Genomic DNA, 20702 nt, shown 5'->3' with positions numbered 1-20702 from the left:
CCGTACCCCGCGGGTACGGCGGGTGTCACTCGGCCGCGCCGTACAGGCGGTCGCCCGCGTCGCCCAGGCCCGGGACGATGTAACCGTGCTCGTTGAGGTGGTCGTCGACGGCCGCCGTGACGACGGTGACCGGGGTGCCCGCCAGCTCGCGTTCCACGATCTCCACGCCCTCGGGCGCGGCCAGCAGCACCACCGCGGTGACGTCGTCGGCGCCCCGCCTGATCAGCTCGCGGATCGCGGCGACCAGCGTGCCGCCGGTGGCCAGCATCGGGTCCAGGACGTACACCTGACGGCCGGACAGGTCCTCCGGCATGCGGGTGGCGTACGTGGCGGCCTGGAGGGTCTGCTCGTCGCGGATCATGCCCATGAAGCCCACCTCGGCGGTCGGCAGCAGCCGGACCATGCCGTCCAGCATGCCGAGACCGGCCCGCAGGATCGGCACCACCAGCGGACGCGGACGGGCGAGCTTGACGCCGGTGGTTCCGGCGACCGGCGTCACGATCTCGACCTGCTCGGTACGCACGTCCCGCGTGGCCTCGTAGGCGAGCAGGGTGACCAGCTCGTCGGCGAGGCGACGGAAGGTCGCGGAGTCCGTGCGGCGGTCGCGCAGCGTGGTGAGCTTGTGGGCGACCAGGGGATGGTCGACGACGTGGAGACGCATGTCCACAACAGTAACCGGGCCCGACCGCCCCGGCGTCCGCACGCACAGTGACCCTCTTCGCCTGGGGTGGGCCGTTCGTCGGCATCAAACCGCCCTTCGGAGGGAAGGTGGTGGACACGACCAGGGTGGTGGACCAATGCGTGACCTGCCAGAGCGTGCGGCGCCGCAATCGGGGCGGCCGCCGCAGGACCCGACGCAGGAGCCGTCGGAGACCGAAGCCGAGCGCCGTCGGCGCCGCGCCCAGTTCCTGCGCGAGCTGGCCGAGGCCCGTGCGCTGCGCGACCGCGTCCAGCCGCGTCGCGCCAAGACCGCCCGGCTCCGACACGCGATGCGCATGCGCACGTTCCGCTGGTAGCGGCCTGCCCGGCGCCCGTTGGGAAGAGCGCCGACGCCCCGCGGGTTCACGGGGGTGGACATGCGTGGCCGTACGGCAAAGCCGCGTACGATCCGCGGTGGTGGCAACGAGTGCGCCGGCGAGTTGCTCGCGGACGTCCCCCTGGGGGACTCGCGATCAAAACGTCCGGACACAGGGAGCCGAAGACGTCCCCTGGACGCCTTGTTTCTGCCACGATTCCGAGTGGGTGGGGCTCGGAGCCTGAGCTCTCTCCGCCCGTAACCTCCGCCGGGGGGACCCCCAACCGGCACGCCTATGACCAGTGGGAGAGTCACGGTGTACTTCGCCGCACTGCTCGCGCGCACCGAAGACGGGTGGGAAGCGAGCGACACAGAGCTCGACGATGTGGAAACCCTGTCGGATCTGGCCGACCTGGCCCGGGAAGCCTCTCCCGACGAGGACACCGTCCTCGTGCTGATCGAGCAGGAGGACTCCTGGTTCGGGGTCGTCCGCATCGACGGCGAGGAGGACCCGCGCATCTTCGTCTCCGACGCAAGCGCCGCCGCCCGCAGTTCGTACGGCGAGATCCTGCTCACCGACGAACTGCTCGGCCGAGATCCGGGTGACGCCGACGACCTGGACGTCCTCGACCTCGACGGCACCGAGGACGAGGACGAGGAGGGCAACGACGACGACGGGGACGGCGTGGAGAGCGCCGGTTCGGCCGAGACGGTGCCGCACGGCCCCGTCGGCGACGCCGGCATCCTCGACGACCTCGGCGTCGGCGAGAAGGAACTGAGGTCGCTGACCTCGGACGCCCTCACCGAGATCGCCGAGTCCCTCGGGGCCTCGGAGGTCCTGGAGACCGTCCGCTGACCGCACCGACCGAGGGGGGCCGGTCCGCCGACCCCGTACGTGACCCGTGGCGGGCCGCGATGCGGCTCGCCCTGGACGAGGCCGCGCTGGCCGCCCGCGGGGGCGACGTCCCCGTCGGCGCCGTCGTGCTGGCCGCCGACGGCACCACCGTCCTCGCGACCGGCCACAACGAACGCGAGGCGGGCGGTGACCCCACCGCCCACGCGGAGTTGCTCGCCCTGCGGCGGGCCGCCGCGCGGACCGGGGAGTGGCGGCTGACCGGCTGCACACTCGTCGTGACACTGGAGCCGTGCACGATGTGCGCGGGCGCCCTCGTCCAGTCCCGCGTGGACCGCGTCGTCTACGGCGCCCGGGACGACAAGGCGGGCGCGGCCGGCTCCCTCTGGGACGTCGTCCGCGACCGGCGGCTCAACCACCGCCCCGAGGTGATCGAGGGCGTCCTCGCCGAGGACTGCGCCAGACTGCTCACCGAGTTCTTCCGCTCCCGCTGAAAGCCCCCCGCGGAATCCGATTTCAAAGCGGGGCTCACCTTGTTGTAGGGTCTCTCTCGGTAGCGTGTCCGAGCGGCCGAAGGAGCTCGCCTCGAAAGCGAGTGTGGCGCAAGTCACCGAGGGTTCAAATCCCTCCGCTACCGCCTGAGAGAAGGGGCGTCCGGTTCATCGAACCGGACGCCCCTTCGGCTTCCGTCTCCCTTGCCCACCCCGCCGCCCATCCGGCGCGACAGCCGGGAACACGCGTGCGGCGGCCGCTCGGGGAGCACGATCCGATGACAGGGATCGCTGCGTCTCCCGTCGCGACGACGCGCCTGAGGCGGGAAGGTACTCACGGCACCGTTTGTTCCGGCCGCCCTGTCAGGGGCGGCACGCGCCTCTGCGCCGGTCATCGGCCGCACCGCGCGTGGCCTCCGGCGCGCGATCTTCCGACACCTCGGCGCGACGGTCGGCCGGGGAATGGCAAGGCCGTGAGCCGGTCAGGCATGATCCGGACCGGCGAGACGAGTGAGGCAGGGGCGCCGGAGTGCACGTCGGCGGACTCGGGTGGGGGCGTCACGGGCGGCCCGAAGCCCGCCCTCGGACGTGGGACGCCTCGTGCCGCCCCGAGGGCGCCGGAAGGGCCGGTCCGGAGGAACGACCTCTGAACCGGCCCCCGGGGCGGCCCTCGTCAGGTGTTCCTGGTCTCCGTGTACGAGTCCGCCACCGTGACCTTGGCGTAGGTGTTGGTGACCTTGCAGCTGCGGAACTGGTGCGAGACGTACACCTGGTAGACCCGCTTCTTGATGCCGATCTTGTAGCTGACCCGCTTCCTCGCCGGCACGACGATCATCGTGGTCTTGCCCCGCGCGATGGACGCGCTGGCCTCGACGGTGACGGAGCCCCTGGCGTTGATCTCCGCGACGGCGAGATCGATCTTGCCGCCGAGCTCACCGGTGACGCTGCCCTTGAGGCCGGCGCTGATCTCGGCGGAGATGGACTCCCGCACCGACGCGCTGCTGCGACGGTTGTCGATCGTCCCGGACGCGACGACCTTGTGCCACGAGGACGAGATCTCGGTGTACTTCCGGTGGTACGAGTCGTCGCAGTCCTCCCCGGCCGACGCCGGCCCGGCGGCCAGGACGGTCAGGCATCCGGCGAGGACGGCGGACGCGGTCGTGGCAGTGACGAACTTAGGCGCTGATGAGCGCAACGTTGCTCCCCGTTTTTCGGTTCCAGCCCGGTCAGGTGCTGGAATGTCGATCAGACGTTAGCCCTGCCCTACGGCCGAGACCGCTTACTTGATCAAGATCAGAGGTGTTCGGATCAATCCAGATCAAGTCGCTCCACGCCGTCGCCCGCGGCGGGGGCACTGAACCGTGGCGAGACGGGTCAGGGGGTGTCTCGCGGTACGGCCGACGCCGCCGCGCATCCCGAAACGGCTCTGATCGTCGTGGCGTTGATCGGGAGAAATGATGTGAGGGTTACACTCGCGGCCGGCAACAGGGGGCCCTAGGGGCAGTACTCAGAGGGAGGCCGCGGTGGCGGTGAACGCAAAGAGGATCGCCGTCTACATACTCGTGGTCTTCGTGCTGTACGTGATCATCACGGACCCGGAGAAGGCGGCGGACTACGTCCAGATAGGCTTCGAGGGCATATCGGACGCCGCCAGCGCCGTGGGCGACTTCTTCACCTGGCTCGCCGACGGAGCGAAGTAGCAGCCGCCAGCCGCAGCCACCGGGAGTGCCCTTGATCCGCCATCTGGTCCTCTTCAAGCTCAACGAGGGCGTCACCCGCGACGACCCCCGCGTGGTGGCGGGCGAAGCGGCCTTCCGCGCCCTGGGCGGGCAGATCGAGGAACTGCGCTTCTGGGAACTGGGCTGGAACATCAGCGACCGGCCCATCGCCTACGACTTCGCGATCAACTCCGCGGTCGAGGACGCGGACGCCCTGAAGCGGTACATCGAGCACCCGGCGCACCAGGCGGGCGTCGCCCTCTGGCGCGAGTTCGCCACCTGGGTGGTCGCCGACTACACGGTCTGACCGCGCGTCCTGCCTGCGCGGTCCGTCACGCGACCCCGTCTTCTGCCCGCGTGCTCCGGGAGGCGACCGGTCCCCCGTCTGCATGCTCCGTCACGCGACCGGTCCCCGGTCTGCGCCTGCCCGCGCGGTCCTGTTTCCGCGGCCCGTAGCCGCGTCGTGATGCCGTGGCCCCGCCGTCGCGCTTCCCGCACGCGTTCCGAACCGCGCCGCACCGAGACCTCCTCCGAGACGGCGGCGTCCTTGCGCGCGTCCTGCGCCCAACTTCTCCCTCAACACGGTGTTATGGGGTGCTTGCACACAGTGCACATGTCTTGTGATGCTATGACCGCTTTTGACGGATGAGTTGACCGATGTTGACCTGACGAAGAGGTGGCGTTGACCGTGTCGGCCAGTACTGCGCCGCCTCAGGAAGAGGCACCCGCCCCGACGCCCGAACGGCGCCGCGGCGCGGACACCCGGGCGCTGACCCAGGTGCTCTTCGCCCAGCTGAAGAACCTACAGCCGGGCACCCCGGAGCACGACCGTGTGCGCGGGGCGCTCATCGAGGCCAACCTTCCGCTCGTGCGCTACGCCGCCGGACGCTTCCGCTCCCGCAACGAGCCGATGGAGGACGTCGTCCAGGTCGGCACCATCGGCCTGATCAACGCCATCGACCGCTTCGACCCCGACCGGGGCGTGCAGTTCCCCACCTTCGCGATGCCGACGGTCGTGGGTGAGATCAAGCGGTACTTCCGCGACAACGTGCGTACGGTCCACGTCCCGCGCCGGCTGCACGAGCTGTGGGTACAGGTCAACAGCGCCACCGAGGACCTGACCACCGCCTTCGGCCGTACGCCGACCACCGCCGAGATCGCCGAGCGGCTGCGCATCCCCGAGCACGAGGTGCTGTCCTGCATCGAGGCCGGCCGGTCGTACCACGCGACGTCCCTGGAGGCCGCGCAGGAGGGCGACGGGCTGCCCGGCCTGCTGGACCGGCTCGGCTACGAGGACCCGGCGCTGGACGGGGTGGAACACCGTGACCTGGTCCGCCACCTCCTGGTCCAGCTCCCCGAACGCGAGCAGCGGATCCTGCTGCTGCGCTACTACAGCAACCTGACCCAGTCGCAGATCAGCGCGGAACTCGGGGTCTCCCAGATGCACGTGTCGCGCCTCCTGGCGCGCAGCTTCCAGCGGCTGCGGTCGGCGAACCGCATCGACGCCTGACGGCCTCGTCCGCCCCTCGGCGACCTCTCGGCGGCCGTGACGTGTAGGCCTTCGGAGTGAAGACACGTAACCGAACGCGGAAGCGATCCATCACCGTTGCGGGCGAACCGCTCAGCGGGGTGCTTCCCTGCGGAACTGTGCTGATAAGCCGTCACACCCCGTTTTTCCAGGGCCGATTCGCGCCTCACATGTCGACATGTCACTACAGCGTGTTGCCGACATGTGACATTCTGCCGGAAGCGCGTTTGCCGGAGCTTCGGCTCCGGTATTCAGGTGAAGGCTGGCGTTCCTCGATCCGGAGCGTTCGTCACGACCGTCCCGCGACCCAAAGGGGGTGGCATGTCCGCAGACCAGGGCAGCTCGAAGGTGCTCATGCTCACGAAGAGCGAGTCCGCGCCCACCGAGCCCGTCACGCCCGTCGAGCCCGACGTGCTCGACGCCGTCACGGCCCTCGAGGCCGCTCCCGTCCCGGCCCTTCCGGCCACGGGAGCCATCGACACCCGCACCCTGTCCCGCTCCCTGTTCCTGCGGCTGGCCGCGCTCGACGAGGAGAGCCCCGAGCGCGCGTACGTCCGGGACACGCTCATCGAGCTGAACCTCCCGCTCGTGCGGTACGCGGCAGCGCGCTTCCGCTCGCGCAACGAGCCGATGGAGGACATCGTCCAGGTCGGCACCATCGGCCTGATCAAGGCGATCGACCGCTTCGACTGCGAACGGGGCGTCGAGTTCCCGACCTTCGCGATGCCGACGGTCGTGGGCGAGATCAAGCGCTTCTTCCGCGACACCTCGTGGTCGGTGCGTGTCCCGCGCCGCCTCCAGGAGCTGCGGCTGGCCCTCACCAAGGCCAGCGACGACCTCTCCCAGAAGCTGGACCGCTCGCCGACGGTGGCCGAACTGGCCGCGGTCCTGGGCGTGTCGGAGGAGGACGTGGTCGACGGCCTGGCCGTCGGCAACGCGTACACGGCCTCCTCCCTCGACTCCCCGGCCCCCGAGGACGACGGCGGCGAGGGCTCCCTCGCCGACCGCCTCGGCTACGAGGACACGGCCCTGGAGGGCGTGGAGTACCGCGAGTCGCTGAAGCCACTGCTGGCCAAGCTGCCGCCGCGCGAACGGCGCATCATCATGCTGCGCTTCTTCGCCAACATGACCCAGTCGCAGATCGGCGAGGAGGTCGGCATCTCCCAGATGCACGTCTCTCGCCTCCTCACGCGCACCCTGTCCCAGCTCCGCGAGGGCCTGATCTCCGACTGAGTCACCGGGCGGACCCTCGCCGGGTCCGCGCCCGTCCGCGGGCTTCCTTCCTGACGGACCGTCAGCCACACTGGCGCGATGCGCCGACCAACGTGGACACAAGGCCGCCGAGGCGTCTTACTGGGCGCCTCGGCGGCCTTCGTCATGGGTACGGGAGCCCTCCTGGTCTCGGGAGACGGCGGCCAGGACGGGGGCCATGTGGCGACAGGCGCGGCGCCGGGGGCCTCGGGTGCCGCGGCGCCGTCCCCGGCCGAGGTGAGGCTGGTGCCCCTGGACGGGCAGGCCGCCGGGTCGCCGTCGCACGGGAGCGGCCCGACGGCCCCGACGCCCGTGCGGCCGACGAGGGGCGCCACGTCGGCCCCGGCTCCGGGTCCAGAACCGTCCCCGCCGGAGACGCGTGCGGCACCCGGCCCGACGCCCTCCGGCCCCTCCCGTTCCCCGTCGGCCCGGCCCGGTTCATCGCCGCCTCCCTCCCCCACCGCAAAGCCCACCGCAACGCCCACCGCCCGGCCCGCCGGCCCGGCCGTCCTGAACGTGGGCAAGCCCGAACGGGCCGCCACGGACCGCCGGTGGTGCGAGCAGGTGACGCTGACCTTCCACAACTCGGGCGGTACAGCGATCCGTTCGGGCTCGGTGACGCTGGGGACGCACGTCATCGGCGCCCTGGGCCTCGACTGGGCGACGATCCAGTCCGTGGAGGACCTCCCGACGCCGATCGCCCCCGGAGCCCGCGAGCACGGCACCTGGACGGTCTGCGTGGACGCCTGGCGTGTCCCCCTGGGCATGCGCGTGGAGACACGGGACGTCTCGGTGCGGTGGGAGTGACTCGGCCGCTGTGAAGGGGCCCGGTGCCGACCTGGTGGGTTCGGCGTCTCGGGGGCCCATGTCGTGCGTGGCTCGTGGATTCGCCCCCGGCGCTGGGAACAGGGGGGTGGGCGGGGAGTTCGCCCCGGTGCCGGCACGGGGCGTGGACGGGCGGCTCGGCCCGACGTGCGGCCTCGGGAGGACCGCCGAGAGCGGGGAACGGCCGGACAGGGGAGCCGGCGCGTCAGGGCCGGGCCGAAGGGGTGCGGCCGTGCCGAGCGGGACACGGCCGAGAGGTGGGCCCGGGGGCTCGGGCGGAGCGGGTGCGGCGGGCCCTCGAGACGTCCGTACGGGGACCAGCCGCAGGCGCGCCCCGCCGTCGGGGCGTCGTACCGCCCGGACTGGTCGCCCTCTCCGTTGCCTACTTCAGTGCCAGCCAGGCCACCGCCGCGACGATCGCCACCGCCGCGACGACGGCCAGGATCAGGCCGAGGCGGGGGCCGGTCGGGGCGGGGGCCTGGCGGGATGCCTGGGGGGTGCCCTCGTCGACGAATGCCCGGAACATCTGGGTGCTGCCGGCGGGGTCGTGGTTGCCCTGGGGGCCCTGCGTGTTAGCCATGCCCCGAGACACTAGCGAAAGCGGCCGTGCGGACCCAAGCGGGGGGCGTGCTCCGCCGGGGACGGATCACCACCCCCGGCCGGCCCGCCGACCTCGGCATTTACTTCCGTAACCCTTGCCTTTGCCAACTTTTTGCGGCCCTCGGTCCGATTTTGTTTGCCTGTAGCAACCAAGCGCTTCTATGGTTGCCCTAAGCAACGAATACGGAGGTGTGATGGCCGGGCAGGCGCAGTTCGAGGAGCTGGCCCGTCAGCTCAGCGCCGTCGGAGCCGTGAAGCGGGATCTCGGGCGGATACTGCCGGCCGACTGCTCACCCGGCTCGGCGGGTGTGCTGACGCTGCTCGACCGTCATGGCGACCTGCGCATGAGCGCCCTGTCCGAGCTGCTCGCCGTCGACATGTCGGTGACCAGCCGGCACGCCGCGCACCTCGCCGAGCGGGGCTGGATCGAGCGGTCCCCGGACCCGGCGGACAAGCGCTCGCGCATCCTGCGCCTCACCCCCGAGGGCCACGCGATGCTCGCCGAGCTGACCCGGCGCAGCACCGATCTGCTGGCGGAGCGGCTGAGCGACTGGACCGACGACGACGTCGGCCAGCTCATCGGACTGATGACCCGGCTGCGGGCCAGCTTCGGCGACTGCCGGTCCACCCCGCACCGGCCCCATCGGACCGCTGCCGTTCCCGTGAGCGAACACCCGCGTGGGCCGGCACGTGAACAGACCACCCGTACACCCGCACAAGCGACGTAAGAGAAGGAAGCCCATGGCAACGACCACACCAGCCGGTGTGCGGGCTCACGCGAAGCACGGCGGAGGGTCCGCCGGCGACGCTCCGATGACCCACCGGCAGATCATGGAGGCCCTCTCCGGGCTGCTCCTCGGCATGTTCGTGGCGATCCTGTCGTCCACGATCGTCTCGAACGCCCTTCCGGAGATCATCGGCGACCTCGGCGGCGGGCAGTCCGCCTACACCTGGGTCGTCACCGCCACCCTGTTGTCGATGACCGCGACCACCCCGCTCTGGGGCAAGCTCGCGGACCTGTACGACAAGAAGGCGCTCGTCCAGGTGGCGCTCGTCATCTACGTGCTCGGATCCGCCGCCGCCGGTCTGTCGCAGAACCCCGGCATGCTCATCGCCTGCCGGGTGGTGCAGGGCGTCGGCGTGGGCGGCCTCTCCGCCCTCGCGCAGATCGTCATGGCCGCGATGATCTCCCCGCGTGAGCGCGGACGTTACTCCGGCTACCTCGGCGCGACCTTCGCCGTCGCCACCGTCGGCGGTCCGCTGCTCGGCGGTGTCATCACCGACACCGACTGGCTGGGCTGGCGCTGGTGCTTCTACGTCGGCGTGCCCTTCGCCGTGATCGCGCTGATCGTGCTCCAGAAGACCCTGCACCTCCCCGTGGTGAAGCGGGACGTCAAGGTCGACTGGGCCGGCGCGTTCTTCATCTCGGCGGCGGTGTCGCTGCTGCTGGTCTGGGTCACCTTCGCCGGTGACAAGTACGACTGGCTGTCCTGGCAGACGGGCGCGATGGTCGCGGGTTCGATCCTGCTCGGGCTGGTCTTCGTGTTCGTCGAGTCGAGGGCCAGCGAGCCGATCATCCCGCTGCGCCTCTTCCGCAACCGCACCATCGCGCTGTCCTCCGCCGCCTCGATGTTCGTCGGCGTCGCGATGTTCTCCGGCACGGTCTTCTTCGCCCAGTACTTCCAGCTGGCCCGTGACGAGTCCCCGACCATGTCGGGCGTCATGACGATCCCGATGATCGGCGGCCTGTTCGTCTCCTCCACCGTCTCCGGGCAGTTCATCACCCGCACCGGGAAGTGGAAGGCCTGGCTGGTCGGCGGCGGCGTGCTCATCACGGCGGGCCTCGGGCTGCTGGGCACCATCCGCTACGACACCCCGTACTGGAAGACCGCCGGGTTCATGGCCCTGCTCGGCCTCGGCGTCGGCATGATGATGCAGAATTTGGTGCTGTCCACGCAGAACCAGGTCGCCCCGAGCGACCTCGGCGCGGCCAGTTCCACGGTCACCTTCTTCCGCTCCCTCGGCGGTGCGATGGGCGTCTCTGCGCTGGGCGCCGTCATGGCCGACCGCATCGGCGACTACGCCCGTGACGGCATCGCGGGCCTCGGCCCCGACTACGCCTCCCTCGCCGCCGGTTCCAACTCGGGTGACTCCATACCCGACATGGACAAGCTGCCGCTGCCGCTGCGCACGGTCATGGAGAGCGCGTACGGCCACGGCATCGCGGACGTCTTCCTGATCGCCGCCGCCATGGCCCTGCTGGCCTTCCTCATCACGCTGTTCATCAAGGAGGTCCCGCTGAGGACCCGGGGCGCGTCGGCGCAGACCGCCTCCGAGGACACCCCCGCCGAGGCCCAGGCTCCCGCCGAGGTGCAGGCTTCCGCCGGTGCGAAGGTCCTCACCGGTGCTGCCACCGAGGCCGGGCCCGAGGGCACGCGGCGGCTCGCGGCAGCCGCCACCGTCGACGCGCCCGCGGCCTCCTCCGGCGGCGTCCCGGTCCGCGGCTTCGTCCGCGGCGCGGAGAGCGCGCCCGTCCCACAGGCCGCCGTCACGCTGATCTCCCTGGCGGGCCGTCAGCTGGGCCGCTCGGTCGCCCAGGCCGACGGCTCCTACGAGGTGGACGCGCCGGGCACGGGATCGTACGTCCTGATCGCCTCCGCCGACGGGTTCCAGCCGCAGGCGTCCACGATCGTCGTCAACGGCGAGCCGGTCGCGTACGACATCCTGCTGAGCGGGACCAGCGGACTCGGCGGTGTCGTGCGGGCCGCCGAGTCGGGGGAGCCTGTCAAGGACGCCATGGTCGTCGTCACCGATGTGCGCGGCGATCTGCTGGCCACCGGGACCACCGGTGAGCAGGGCGGGTTCTCCTTCGCGGAACTGGTACCGGGTGCCGTGACCGTCGCGGTGAACGCCGCGGGATTCCGGCCGCGCGCCCTGCCCGTCGAGGTGGGTGCGACCGGGGTGACCCGCGTGGAGCTGGTCCTCGACGCGGGGGCCCAGGTCCAGGGTGTCGTCCGGGCGCCGCACGGTCCGCTCGCCGACGCGCGGGTGACGCTCGTCGACGCGGCGGGCAACGTGGTCGGCACCTCCACCACCGGCGTCGACGGGGCGTACGCCTTCACCGACCTCGACGGCGGCGACTACACGGTCATCGCGACCGGATACCCGCCGGTGGCCACCGCGCTGACCGTCGCCGGCACCGACGTGGACGGTCACGACATCGAACTCGCCCACCCCGGCGAGTAGCACGACACGGCACCGGCCCGTGGCGGGGTCCGCCCCGCCACGGGCCGGTCTCTTCGAGGAGTTACGTGAGATGGGACTGACCGCGAGGATCCGCACCCGGGACGGATGGGCCGTGTCGCACGCGGTCGTCACGGTGACGGACACGACGGGCACGCAGGTGCTGCGCGCCGAGGCCGACGCGGAGGGCGCCGTACGCGAGGCGACCGCGCTGGCGCCGGGGGCGTACACCGTGATCGTCACCGCCGTCGGATACGCGCCGGCCGCGGCGAGCGCGCTGGTCACCGCGAGCGGGCGGGCCGAGGTCGGCACGGTCACGCTGGCCCGGCAGGGAGGAACCGAGCTGCCGCCGCCCGGCCCGTGGACCGTCGACCCGGCGCACTCCACGGTCGGCGCGGTCGCCCAGCACCTGGGCATCTCCAGCGTGCGCGGCCGGTTCACCGACTTCACCGCGTCCGTCGAGATCGCCCCCGACGACGTCAGCAAGTCCCGGGTGGAGGCGGTGATCCGGGCCGCGTCCATCGACACCGGCAACGGCATGCGCGACACCCATCTGCGCTCGGCGGACTTCCTGGACGTCGAGGCGCACCAGGAGATCACCTACCGCTCGACCGGCCTGACGGCCGCGGGCCCCGACCGCTGGACGGTCCACGGCGACCTTTCCCTGCGCGGGATCGTCCGCCCCGTCGACCTGGACCTCGCCTACCTCGGCACCGGCGCCGACCCGTGGGGCGGCACCCGCGCGGCCTTCCGCGCGACGGCCGACCTGCACCGGGAGGACTTCGCCATCCACTACAACCAGGTCGTCCAGGCCGGCATCGCCGCCATCGGCACGACGCTCAAGGTCGAACTGGACATCCAGGCCGTGCAGGGAGGGTCTCTGCCGCAGGCGTAGGACGGGCGGGGTCGCCGCTGCGGCCGTCCCCGCCCCTACGCTGGCCCCATGGCACCGAACATCGCGACCAACACGTCCGTCTCCCTCGACGAACTGCTGGACTTCGTACGTCCCCGGCACCGCGCGATCCTCCTCACGCGGCGGGCCGACGGCAGCCCCCAGGCCTCGCCGCTGACCTGCGGGGTCGACGACTCGGGCCGGATCGTCGTGTCCACCTACCCGGAACGGGCCAAGACGCGCAACGCCAAGCGGGACGAGCGGGTCAGCGTCGTCGTGCTGAGCGACGAGTGGAACGGTCCCTGGGTCCAGATCGACGGCACCGCCGAGGTCATCGACGCGCCGGACTCCGTCGAGGCGCTGGTCGAGTACTACCGCAACATCGCCGGTGAGCACCCCGACTGGGACGAGTACCGGGCGGCGATGGTGAAGCAGGGCAAGTCGATCATCCGGGTCACACCCGAGCGGTGGGGGCCGGTCGCCACCGGCGGCTTCCCGGCACGGCTCGCCCCGGGGGAGTGAGGCTGCGGCCCTGCCGTCTCAGCCCCGTTCCACCATCGCCTCGATGCCCGCGACCAGCAGGTCCAGGGCGAAGGTGAAGTCGCGGTCCAGCATTTCCGCGACCGTGTCGCCGCCGCGGGCCGCCATGAGGTTCTTGGACTCCTCGATGACCTCGGCGGTCTCCGGCGCCTCGGTCGCCTTGCTCATGGAGTGCCGCAGGTACTCGTCCGGGGTCATGCCCGCGTCCGCGACGCGGCCGAAGAAGTGGCCCTCGATCGTTCCGTAGCCGTACACGAACTGGAAGACCGCCGAGATCGCGCTCGTGAGGCGGTGGTCGGGCAGGCCCGTGCGGCGGATCACTCGCTGGACCGTTCGGGAGAAGACCAGCGAGTTCGGCCCGATGTTGAGGTACCGCCCGGCCAGCGGCGACAGCCAGGGGTGTCGCACCAGCAGCGCCCGGTACGACGTCGCCAGGGCCCGGAGTTGTCCGCGCCAGTCCTCGCCCGCCGCCTCCGGGTCGGGCAGCTCCAGCTCGCCGAAGGCCGCGTCGAGAGCGAGTTCCAGCAGGTCGTCCTTGGTGTCGACGTACCAGTAGACCGACATCGCCGTCACGCTCAGCTCGGTCGCCAGCCGGCGCATGGAGAACCTGTCCAGGCCCTGCGCGTCCAGCAGCCGCACGGTGACCTCGGTGATCCGGTCCCGGTCCAGCCCCGACGCCTGGCCCCCGCCCCGCCCCCGGCGCGCTTTGCCCTCCGACCACACGCTGGTCCGCGCGGCCTGCTTGGCAGCCCTCACCATGGCGCACCTTTCCGGGGTCTTCCGGGTCACTGCTGATGACGATGCTAGGCGGCGGCCGAGTCTTCAAGGGCGCGGAGCTGTGACGACGGGCGGCTCACGCGGCCGCCGTCGCCGCGTCCTTCTTCGGCGCCCTGCGCGGCAGCACCAGCCGGCCGGCACAGCAGGCACACCAGGCACACCAGGCACACCAGGCACACCAGGCACGCAACGAAACAGGGACGGCAGGGACAGGAAGAAGGGCGGCGACCGCGGTCACCGCCCTTCCCCCCGACCACCGGACGTCAGCCGGTCGCTTTCTGCGTCAGGTCGTAGAAGGTGGCCGAACCGACCGTGACCTGCTGGAAGTTGGCCTCGATCCACTCGGTGATCTGCGCGGACGTGCCGTCACCGCTGCCGCCCGTGGCGCCGCCGCCCGATCCGCTGCCGATGAAGTAGTGGATCTCGCCGTCGGCGACGTACTGCTTGAACTGCGCCGGCGTCGGCGACGGGTCGGTGCCGTTGAAGCCGCCGATGGCCATCACCGGGTCTCCGGTCGCCAGTTGGTAGCTCGCGGCGTTCTGGGAGCCGATGGCCGCCGCGGCCCAGGTGTACGCGTCGGAGTCGGTGTGCAGCAGCCTCTCGGCCTCGTCGGTGACGCTGGCGCCGTTGATCAGGCCACCCATGCCGCCTCCGCCGCCCGTGCGGCCGCCGTCGCCGTTCGCCTGTCCACCGGGAGCGGCCTGGCCCTGCCCCTGCCCCTGCCCCTGCGCGTTGCCGTTGCCGTTCTGCTGGCCTGGCATGCCGCCGCCGGGGAAGCCGCCCCCGTTCTGCCGGCCCTGACCCTGCTGGCCCGGCATGCCGCCGAAGCCGCCACCGCCGCCGGGACCGCCCCGGCCGCCGCCCATCATGGACGCGCCCGCCGGGCCCGCGGTCGGGATGGAGCCGGTGTGGGCGGAGTTCACGGTGCTCAGCGTGTACGCCGCCGGTCCGGCCAGCGACGCGATGACGCTCACGGCCGCCGCCGCGAGGGCCAGCCGCCGGGGCAGCCGTCCCGCGAAGACCAGGCCGAGCGCGCCGGCCAGGCCCCCGACCAGCACCAGCCACTTCAGCCAGGGCAGGTGGTCCGGGGTGCGGTTCAGCAGGACGTAGCCCCAGGCCGCGGCGGCCACGGCGGAGGCGGCCAGGGTGAGGGACGCCCGGATCTCGGCGCGCCTCTCCCACAGGAGGCCGGCGCCCATGCCGATCACGGCGGCCAGGTAGGGGGCCAGCGCGATCGTGTAGTACTGGTGGAAGATGCCGGCCATGTAGCTGAAGACCGCCGTGGTGATCAGCAGCGAGCCGCCCCAGATGAGGAACGCGCCGCGGGTCGCGGAGGTCCGCTTCAGCCTGCGCGTGGCCACCAGGGCCGCGACCAGCAGGATCAGCGCGGCGGGCAGCAGCCAGGAGATCTGAGCGCCGATCTCGGAGTTGAACATCCGGTCCCAGCCGGTCTCGCCCCACTGACCGGTCCCGGCTCCGCCCCCGCCGCCACCGCCGACGCTGCCGGTCTCCTCGCCGTTGAGGCGGCCGAGCCCGTTGTAGCCGAAGGTCAGCTCCAGGAACGAGTTGTTCTGCGAGCCGCCGATGTACGGACGGGAGGACGCGGGCCACAGCTCGACGATCGCGACCCACCAGCCGCCGGAGACGACCAGCGCGGCCGTCGCCAGGGCCAGCTGCGAGAAACGCTTCCTCAGCGACACCGGCGCGCAGACGGCGTACACGATCGCCAGCGGCGGCAGGATCAGGAAGGCCTGGAGGGTCTTGGCGAGAAAGGCGAAGCCGATCGCGACACCGGCCCACACCAGCCACTTCGTGCGGCCGTCCTCCAGGGCGCGGACCACGAGCGAGCAGGCCACCGCCATCAGCAGGGCCAGCATGGCGTCCGGGTTGTTGAACCGGAACATCAGCGCGGCGACCGGAGTGAGCGCGAGCACCACGCCCGCGATCAGGCCCGCCGCGGGGCTGAAGAGGCGCCGGACGGACGCGTGGACGACGGCGACCGAGCCGACGCCCATCAGCACCTCGGGGACGAGGATCGCCCACGAGCTGAGGCCGAAGATCCGCACGGACAGCGCCATCGGCCACAGTGCGGCCGGAGGCTTGTCGACGGTGATGGCGTTGGCCGAGTCCAGCGAGCCGAAGAAGAAGGCCTTCCAGCTCTGGCTGCCGGCCTGTACGGCCGCGGAGTAGAAGGAGTTCGCGTAGCCGGAGGCGCTGAGGTTGTACAGGTACAGGGCGCAGGTGGCGAGCAGCAGTCCGAGGAGGGCCGGGCGCGCCCAGCGGGGGTCCTCGGGCCGGCCGCGCAGGAGTCCGCGGGCGAAGGGCCGCGTCGGCTCCCCCGGCCCGGGGGCGGGGGCGTCCGGTTCCCGCGACGGCGCGGGAGGTGCCGTCCCGGCCTCGCTCGAGGTGGCCGTAGTGGCCGTAGTGGCCGTAGTGGCCGTAGTGGCCGTCTGGGCGGTGTCGTGGAAGGGGGTGGTCATCGGGCGTCCCCCGGATCGGTGTCGTGGGGGCGAACCGGCTGCGACCGCGCGGTGACGTCCCGCCAGGGGCCGTCCGCCGCGGCCTCGCCGGCGTGGGGCCGGGGCGTGCTGCTGTTCCGCGGAGAGGTGTGGGGGTTCCGCGGCGGGCCGCCCGGCCGCTGCGGCAGCGGACCGGGGGCGGGGTGCGTCGGCGGGGCGGCGGTCCGCGCCGGAGGCTGGGCCCGGAGTGGAGGCTCGGGCTCCTCGTCGCCCCGCCGGTCCGGGAACACCCAGGCGCGGAAGAGGAGGAAGCGCAGAACCGTCGCCGCCAGGTTGGCCGCGACGAGGACGGCCAGCTCGGTGGCGTGCGCCGGGTCGGACGTCGCCGCGTCGAGCGCGAGGAGGGAACCGCTGGTCAGCGCGAGCCCGATGCCGAAGACGACCAGACCCTGGGCCTGATGGCGGACGGAGTCGGCCCGGCCGCGCACCCCGAAGGTGAGCCGGCGGTTGGCGGCGGTGTTGGCGACCGCGGAGACGAGCAGCGCGAGCGCGTTGGCCGCCTGGGAGCCGGAGAACTGCCGGAAACCGCTGTAGAGCAGCAGGTAGAGGAGGGTGGACAAGCCACCGACGACACAGAAGCCGACGAGCTGACGGGCCAGGCCCTTGGGTACGTCCATGATGTCGCGGTCGCGGGGATCGTCGCCGAACGGCCTGGTCAGCCGGTCCAGGGGGAGCGAACCGGTGGCCAGCGCCCGGCCCACGCGCCATACCCCTTTCAGGTCGTCGGTCGCCGTCTTCACGATGTGCACCGTGGAGTCCGGGTCGTCGACCCAGTCGACCGGCACCTCGTGGATACGGAGACCGGCTCGTTCGGCGAGCACCAGCATCTCAGTGTCGAAGAACCAGCCGGTGTCTTCCACCAGCGGGAGGAGAAGTCGCGCCACATCGCGGCGGATCGCCTTGAAGCCGCACTGGGCGTCCGAGAAGCGGGCCTGGAGCGAACCGCGCAGGATCAGGTTGTAGGAGCGGGAGATGAACTCCCGCTTGGCTCCGCGCACCACCCGGGAGCTGCGGGCCAGCCGGGAGCCGATCGCCAGGTCGGAGTGGCCCGAGATCAGCGGCGCCACCAGCGGCAGCAGCGCGTTGAGGTCGGTGGACAGGTCCACGTCCATGTAGGCGAGGATCGGGGCGTCCGAGGCCGACCAGACGGTCCGCAGGGCCCGTCCGCGGCCCTTCTGCTCCAGGCGGACGGAGGTCACCTCCGGGACCCGCGCCTCCAGCAGCCTCGCCACATCGGGAGTGCTGTCCGTCGACGCGTTGTCCGCGACGGTGATGCGGAACGGGTACGGGAAGGTCCGCGTCAGGTGGTCGTGCAGTCTGCGCACGCAGGGCTGGAGGTCCTTCTCCTCGTTGTAGACGGGGATCACTACGTCCAGGACAGGCGTACCGGCGGTGGCGGCCGGGAGGTGCTCCCGCGCCGGCGGAGTGCCGGGAGAAGAGTCGGTTCGCATGTCAACGACTCTCGTCAGGCGCCCTGTCGCACCCATGTGGTGACCCTGTGCCGGCCCTGTGAGTCCCGTTGGCCGTTCGTTCCGGGCGTGGGCCGGGGCACGGCGGGGACGGGCAGGTGCAGGGTGAAAACGGTCCGTCCGGGCACGCTGTCGACGGTCACGGCGCCGCCGTGCGCGGTCGCGACGGCCTGCACGATGGCGAGTCCCAGGCCGGTCGAGCCGGTGGCGCGGGAGCGCGCGGAGTCGCCGCGGGCGAACCGCTCGAAGACGCGCGGGAGCAGGCCCGACGGGATGCCCTGACCGTTGTCGTGGACGTCCACGCACAGCCACGGGCCACGCCGCCGCACGCGCGCGGTGACGGTCGTCCCCGGCGGCGTGTGGGTGCGGGCGTTGGCCAGCAGGTTGACCAGGACCTGCTGGAGACGCGCCGCGTCGGCGGACACGAGGGCGGGCTCCTCGGGAAGTTCCAGGCGCCACACGTGGTCGGGCCCGGCGGCGCGGGCGTCGCTGACGCTGTCGATGACGAGCGGGACGAGGTCGGTCTGCTCGAACTGGAGCGGGCGGCCCGCGTCGAGGCGGGCGAGCAGCAGCAGGTCCTCCACGAGGAAGGTCATCCGGTCGGCCTCGGACTCGATCCGGGCCAGCGCGTGCCGGGTGTCGGGCCCGACCTGCTCGCGTCCGCGGCGGGTCAGCTCGGCGTACCCCCTGATGGAAGCCAGGGGCGTTCTGAGTTCGTGGCTGGCGTCCGCGACGAACTGGCGGACCCGCGTCTCGCTCTCCTGGCGGGCGTGCAGGGCGCCGTGGACGTGGTTCAGCATCCGGTTGAGCGCGGCGCCGACCTGGCCGACCTCGGTGTGCGGGTCGGTCTCGGACTCGGGCACCCGCTCGGAGAGGTTGACCTCCCCGGTGTGCAGGGGGAGTTCGGAGACCCGGGTGGCGGTGGCGGCGACCTTGCGGAGCGGTCGGGTGGCGAGGCCGACGAGCACGTATCCGGCGATGACGGCGGCACCGAGACCTGCGGCGGTGACGCTGAGCTCGACGAGGATCAGGGTGTCGACGGTGCTGTCGGCATCCTCGGCGGGCAGGGCGACGTAGTACGTGTCACCGCCGTCCGAGCTGGTGACGTACGCGGCGCGGTACGCGCCGATGCCCGGAACGTGCACCGAATGGGCCCTGCCGTCCTTCGCCACGGAGGCGAGGGCCGCCTTCTGCGCCGCGTCGAGGCTGCCGGCGCTCATGTCCTTGAAGACGCCGTTGCTGTCCTTCTCCTGCTCGGCGATGGCGGCGCCGACGATCTTGCCGTCCTCCACGTACGCGGCGATGGTCGCGGGCTGTGTCGGGCCCTGCGTGACGAACTTCGCGGCCCTGGCGCTCGCCGGCGTGACGTCGTTCGAGTCGGCGGGCGGGGTCGCGCCGTCGGGTGGCCGCTTGCCGTCCATGCGGCCGCCCACCGCGCGCATCGCGGTCTCACGCACCTTGCCGTCCAGCTGTTCGTACAGATGCGACCGCAACGCCAGCGTCGTCACCGTGCCGATCACCGCGCAGACCACCGCGATCAGTACCACCGACGCGACGACGAGCCGGGTCCGCAGGGTGCGGGGCTTGCCTGCTCGCTTCCGCGCACGCGGCCGTCGTCGCCCGCTCATGACGCGGCGGGCTTGATCAGGTAACCGGCGCCGCGCCGCGTGTGGATCATCGGCTCGCGCCCCGCGTCGATCTTGCGGCGCAGATACGAGATGTAGAGCTCGACCACGTTGGCCTGGCCGCCGAAGTCGTACGACCACACGCGGTCCAGGATCTGTGCCTTGCTGAGCACCCGCCGGGGGTTGCGCATCAGGAAGCGCAGCAGCTCGAACTCGGTGGCGGTGAGGTGGATGTTGTCGCCGGCCCGTGAGACCTCGTGGCTGTCCTCGTCCAGGGTGAGGTCGCCGACGACGAGCACCGACTCGGAGCGGCGGTCGGCGGCGCCGGAGCGGCGGATCAGCCCGCGCAGCCGGGCGACGACCTCTTCCAGGGAGAACGGCTTGGTGACGTAGTCGTCACCGCCGGCGGTGAGACCGGCGATCCGGTCCTCGACGGCGTCCTTGGCGGTGAGGAACAGGACGGGGACGTCCGGCAGGTCACGGCGCAGCCGGCCGAGGACGGTCAGCCCGTCCATGTCGGGGAGCATCATGTCCAGGACGACGGCGTCGGGCCGGAGCTCACGGGCGGCCTGGATGGCGCCCGTGCCGTCGCCGGCACTCCGGATCTGCCAGCCCTCGTAGCGCAGGGCCATGGACAGCAGTTCGGTGATCGACGACTCGTCGTCCACCACCAGCACGCGGACGGGGCTCCCGTCCGGCCTCAGCAGTTCGGTGCGCCCCTGGGGCGAGGTCGTGGTCATGGCAGACACCATGTCGGGGTCCTCTGAGAACGTGCTTTCCGCTGTCTGTGATTTCCCTGAGAAACGCACAGGGAGCTCCCGGGGGAGCGCGGGCAGGTGCGTTCGGGCGGTCCGTACGTCGGCTTAGACCGTGTCCTACATGGTCGGTTGGTCGTTGGGTTGGGCATGGGGCGGGGTACGTGGAGTTGGATTGTTCCGGACGGCTTGTGGGAGATCGCCAAGCCGCTGATCCCGGAGGACCGGGTGCGGCCGCAGGGCGGCGGAAAGCAGAACACGCCTGATGAGACGCTGTTCGCGGCGATCATCTACGTACTGGTCAGCGGCTGCGCCTGGCGGGCTTTGCCGCCGTGTTTCGGGATATCGAAGTCGACCGCACACCGCCGCTTCATGATCTGGTCGCGGGCCGGTGTCTGGGGCCGCCTCCACGAAGCCGTGCTGCACCGGCTCGACGAGGCCGGCCTCGTGGATGTCTCCCGCGTGGTTCTCGACTCTGCTCACGTACGCGCTAAAAAGGGGGCGAACACACAGGTCCGAGCCCCGTGGACCGGGGCAAGCCGGGTTCCAAGATGCACGTCCTGTCGGACGCGAACGGACTGCCCCTGGTCGTCGGGATCTC

At 71.7% G+C, this 20702-nt stretch carries 20 protein-coding genes, 1 tRNA gene and 1 pseudogene; 14 read left to right on the top strand and 8 right to left on the bottom strand.

Annotated features, from left to right (window positions below):
* Window positions 1-25: 25 nt before the first annotated feature.
* Complete coding sequence (gene upp, locus ACZ5Y0_RS30255) at window positions 26-661, bottom strand: uracil phosphoribosyltransferase (protein ID WP_469131860.1); 636 nt, start codon at window positions 659-661, stop codon at window positions 26-28.
* A gap of 136 nt (window positions 662-797) precedes the next feature.
* Between upp and ACZ5Y0_RS30250 the strand changes: the two genes are divergently transcribed.
* From ACZ5Y0_RS30250 to ACZ5Y0_RS30235, 4 genes are all read left to right on the top strand, one after another.
* A complete protein-coding gene (locus ACZ5Y0_RS30250) occupies window positions 798-1016 on the top strand; it encodes a hypothetical protein (protein ID WP_469131859.1) in 219 nt (72 codons plus the stop codon).
* Between the two features lie 315 nt (window positions 1017-1331).
* The gene (locus ACZ5Y0_RS30245) at window positions 1332-1871 is read left to right on the top strand and encodes a tRNA adenosine deaminase-associated protein (protein WP_469131913.1); all 540 of its coding nucleotides are present in this window, start codon (window positions 1332-1334) and stop codon (window positions 1869-1871) included.
* A 59-nt stretch (window positions 1872-1930) separates the two neighbouring features.
* Entirely contained in the window at window positions 1931-2362 is a 432-nt protein-coding gene (tadA, locus tag ACZ5Y0_RS30240; protein ID WP_469131858.1) for a tRNA adenosine(34) deaminase TadA, read from the top strand.
* A gap of 58 nt (window positions 2363-2420) precedes the next feature.
* Window positions 2421-2505: transfer RNA gene (locus ACZ5Y0_RS30235), tRNA-Ser, on the top strand.
* 527 nt (window positions 2506-3032) lie between these two features.
* On the opposite strand, the gene ACZ5Y0_RS30230 is transcribed toward ACZ5Y0_RS30235, so the two are convergent.
* Window positions 3033-3554: a hypothetical protein gene (locus tag ACZ5Y0_RS30230; protein ID WP_469131857.1), complete on the bottom strand. Its 522-nt coding sequence runs from the start codon at window positions 3552-3554 to the stop codon at window positions 3033-3035.
* A 328-nt stretch (window positions 3555-3882) separates the two neighbouring features.
* Between ACZ5Y0_RS30230 and ACZ5Y0_RS30225 the strand changes: the two genes are divergently transcribed.
* The 5 genes from ACZ5Y0_RS30225 to ACZ5Y0_RS30205 all read left to right on the top strand — a co-directional run bounded on the left by ACZ5Y0_RS30225 (window position 3883) and on the right by ACZ5Y0_RS30205 (window position 7663).
* A complete protein-coding gene (locus ACZ5Y0_RS30225; RefSeq protein ID WP_469131856.1) occupies window positions 3883-4059 on the top strand; it encodes a hypothetical protein in 177 nt (58 codons plus the stop codon).
* A 31-nt stretch (window positions 4060-4090) separates the two neighbouring features.
* Window positions 4091-4384, top strand: a complete 294-nt coding sequence (locus ACZ5Y0_RS30220) for a Dabb family protein (RefSeq protein WP_467509360.1) — start codon at window positions 4091-4093, stop codon at window positions 4382-4384.
* A gap of 369 nt (window positions 4385-4753) precedes the next feature.
* A complete protein-coding gene (locus tag ACZ5Y0_RS30215; RefSeq protein ID WP_469131855.1) occupies window positions 4754-5587 on the top strand; it encodes an RNA polymerase sigma factor SigF in 834 nt (277 codons plus the stop codon).
* Between the two features lie 339 nt (window positions 5588-5926).
* Window positions 5927-6838: an RNA polymerase sigma factor SigF gene (locus ACZ5Y0_RS30210; protein WP_469131854.1), complete on the top strand. Its 912-nt coding sequence runs from the start codon at window positions 5927-5929 to the stop codon at window positions 6836-6838.
* A gap of 534 nt (window positions 6839-7372) precedes the next feature.
* Window positions 7373-7663 carry a hypothetical protein gene (locus tag ACZ5Y0_RS30205; RefSeq protein ID WP_469131853.1) on the top strand — a complete coding sequence of 97 codons (291 nt, stop codon included), beginning with the start codon at window positions 7373-7375 and terminating at the stop codon, window positions 7661-7663.
* 400 nt (window positions 7664-8063) lie between these two features.
* On the opposite strand, the gene ACZ5Y0_RS30200 is transcribed toward ACZ5Y0_RS30205, so the two are convergent.
* Window positions 8064-8261, bottom strand: coding sequence for a hypothetical protein (locus ACZ5Y0_RS30200; RefSeq protein WP_469131852.1), 198 nt, complete (start codon window positions 8259-8261; stop codon window positions 8064-8066).
* 214 nt (window positions 8262-8475) lie between these two features.
* On the opposite strand from ACZ5Y0_RS30200, the gene ACZ5Y0_RS30195 reads away from it, so the two are divergent.
* The 4 genes from ACZ5Y0_RS30195 (at window position 8476) to ACZ5Y0_RS30180 (ending at window position 12938) form a co-directional block, all read left to right on the top strand.
* Window positions 8476-9009: a MarR family winged helix-turn-helix transcriptional regulator gene (locus tag ACZ5Y0_RS30195; protein WP_469131851.1), complete on the top strand. Its 534-nt coding sequence runs from the start codon at window positions 8476-8478 to the stop codon at window positions 9007-9009.
* A gap of 85 nt (window positions 9010-9094) precedes the next feature.
* Entirely contained in the window at window positions 9095-11527 is a 2433-nt protein-coding gene (locus ACZ5Y0_RS30190; protein WP_469131912.1) for an MFS transporter, read from the top strand.
* A 70-nt stretch (window positions 11528-11597) separates the two neighbouring features.
* Entirely contained in the window at window positions 11598-12419 is an 822-nt protein-coding gene (locus tag ACZ5Y0_RS30185) for a YceI family protein (protein ID WP_469131850.1), read from the top strand.
* Window positions 12420-12467: 48 nt separating this feature from the next.
* Window positions 12468-12938, top strand: coding sequence for a PPOX class F420-dependent oxidoreductase (locus ACZ5Y0_RS30180; protein ID WP_469131849.1), 471 nt, complete (start codon window positions 12468-12470; stop codon window positions 12936-12938).
* An 18-nt stretch (window positions 12939-12956) separates the two neighbouring features.
* Here ACZ5Y0_RS30180 and ACZ5Y0_RS30175 read toward each other — a convergent pair whose 3' ends face one another.
* The 5 genes from ACZ5Y0_RS30175 to ACZ5Y0_RS30155 form a co-directional block, all read right to left on the bottom strand.
* Window positions 12957-13715, bottom strand: a complete 759-nt coding sequence (locus tag ACZ5Y0_RS30175; protein ID WP_469131848.1) for a TetR/AcrR family transcriptional regulator — start codon at window positions 13713-13715, stop codon at window positions 12957-12959.
* A gap of 281 nt (window positions 13716-13996) precedes the next feature.
* On the bottom strand, window positions 13997-16213 hold the full coding sequence (locus ACZ5Y0_RS30170; protein WP_469131847.1) for an ArnT family glycosyltransferase: 2217 nt from the start codon (window positions 16211-16213) through the stop codon (window positions 13997-13999).
* On the bottom strand, window positions 16210-17703 hold the full coding sequence (locus tag ACZ5Y0_RS30165) for a bifunctional glycosyltransferase family 2/GtrA family protein (protein WP_469131846.1): 1494 nt from the start codon (window positions 17701-17703) through the stop codon (window positions 16210-16212). The genes ACZ5Y0_RS30170 and ACZ5Y0_RS30165 overlap by 4 nt, the downstream gene beginning before the upstream one ends.
* A gap of 14 nt (window positions 17704-17717) precedes the next feature.
* The gene (locus ACZ5Y0_RS30160; protein WP_469131845.1) at window positions 17718-19349 is read right to left on the bottom strand and encodes a sensor histidine kinase; all 1632 of its coding nucleotides are present in this window, start codon (window positions 19347-19349) and stop codon (window positions 17718-17720) included.
* A complete protein-coding gene (locus ACZ5Y0_RS30155; RefSeq protein WP_469131844.1) occupies window positions 19346-20086 on the bottom strand; it encodes a response regulator transcription factor in 741 nt (246 codons plus the stop codon). Before ACZ5Y0_RS30155 ends, ACZ5Y0_RS30160 begins: the two co-directional genes overlap by 4 nt.
* 165 nt (window positions 20087-20251) lie before the next feature.
* Here ACZ5Y0_RS30155 and ACZ5Y0_RS30150 point away from each other — a divergent pair.
* Window positions 20252-20702 (top strand): annotated as a pseudogene (locus ACZ5Y0_RS30150) (IS5 family transposase); the annotation flags it as partial.

It is taken from the genome of Streptomyces sp. NPDC033216, assembly GCF_055577115.1.
The sequence above is the reverse complement of the archived record's forward strand: the minus strand, read 5'-3'. Positions and strand labels throughout refer to the sequence as shown.

What these genes read in the sequence shown, in the direction of transcription:
- ACZ5Y0_RS30190 (WP_469131912.1), top strand. Translation starts at nt 9,095, where the DNA reads ATGACCCACCGGCAGATCATGGAGGCCCTCTCCGGGCTGCTCCTCGGC.
- ACZ5Y0_RS30195 (WP_469131851.1), top strand. Translation starts at nt 8,476, where the DNA reads ATGGCCGGGCAGGCGCAGTTCGAGGAGCTGGCCCGTCAGCTCAGCGCC.
- ACZ5Y0_RS30185 (WP_469131850.1), top strand. Translation starts at nt 11,598, where the DNA reads ATGGGACTGACCGCGAGGATCCGCACCCGGGACGGATGGGCCGTGTCG.
- ACZ5Y0_RS30210 (WP_469131854.1), top strand. Translation starts at nt 5,927, where the DNA reads ATGTCCGCAGACCAGGGCAGCTCGAAGGTGCTCATGCTCACGAAGAGC.
- upp (WP_469131860.1), bottom strand. Translation starts at nt 661, where the DNA reads ATGCGTCTCCACGTCGTCGACCATCCCCTGGTCGCCCACAAGCTCACC.
- tadA (WP_469131858.1), top strand. Translation starts at nt 1,931, where the DNA reads ATGCGGCTCGCCCTGGACGAGGCCGCGCTGGCCGCCCGCGGGGGCGAC.
- ACZ5Y0_RS30170 (WP_469131847.1), bottom strand. Translation starts at nt 16,213, where the DNA reads ATGACCACCCCCTTCCACGACACCGCCCAGACGGCCACTACGGCCACT.
- ACZ5Y0_RS30165 (WP_469131846.1), bottom strand. Translation starts at nt 17,703, where the DNA reads ATGCGAACCGACTCTTCTCCCGGCACTCCGCCGGCGCGGGAGCACCTC.
- ACZ5Y0_RS30155 (WP_469131844.1), bottom strand. Translation starts at nt 20,086, where the DNA reads ATGACCACGACCTCGCCCCAGGGGCGCACCGAACTGCTGAGGCCGGAC.
- ACZ5Y0_RS30200 (WP_469131852.1), bottom strand. Translation starts at nt 8,261, where the DNA reads ATGGCTAACACGCAGGGCCCCCAGGGCAACCACGACCCCGCCGGCAGC.
- ACZ5Y0_RS30250 (WP_469131859.1), top strand. Translation starts at nt 798, where the DNA reads ATGCGTGACCTGCCAGAGCGTGCGGCGCCGCAATCGGGGCGGCCGCCG.
- ACZ5Y0_RS30175 (WP_469131848.1), bottom strand. Translation starts at nt 13,715, where the DNA reads ATGGTGAGGGCTGCCAAGCAGGCCGCGCGGACCAGCGTGTGGTCGGAG.
- ACZ5Y0_RS30160 (WP_469131845.1), bottom strand. Translation starts at nt 19,349, where the DNA reads ATGAGCGGGCGACGACGGCCGCGTGCGCGGAAGCGAGCAGGCAAGCCC.
- ACZ5Y0_RS30180 (WP_469131849.1), top strand. Translation starts at nt 12,468, where the DNA reads ATGGCACCGAACATCGCGACCAACACGTCCGTCTCCCTCGACGAACTG.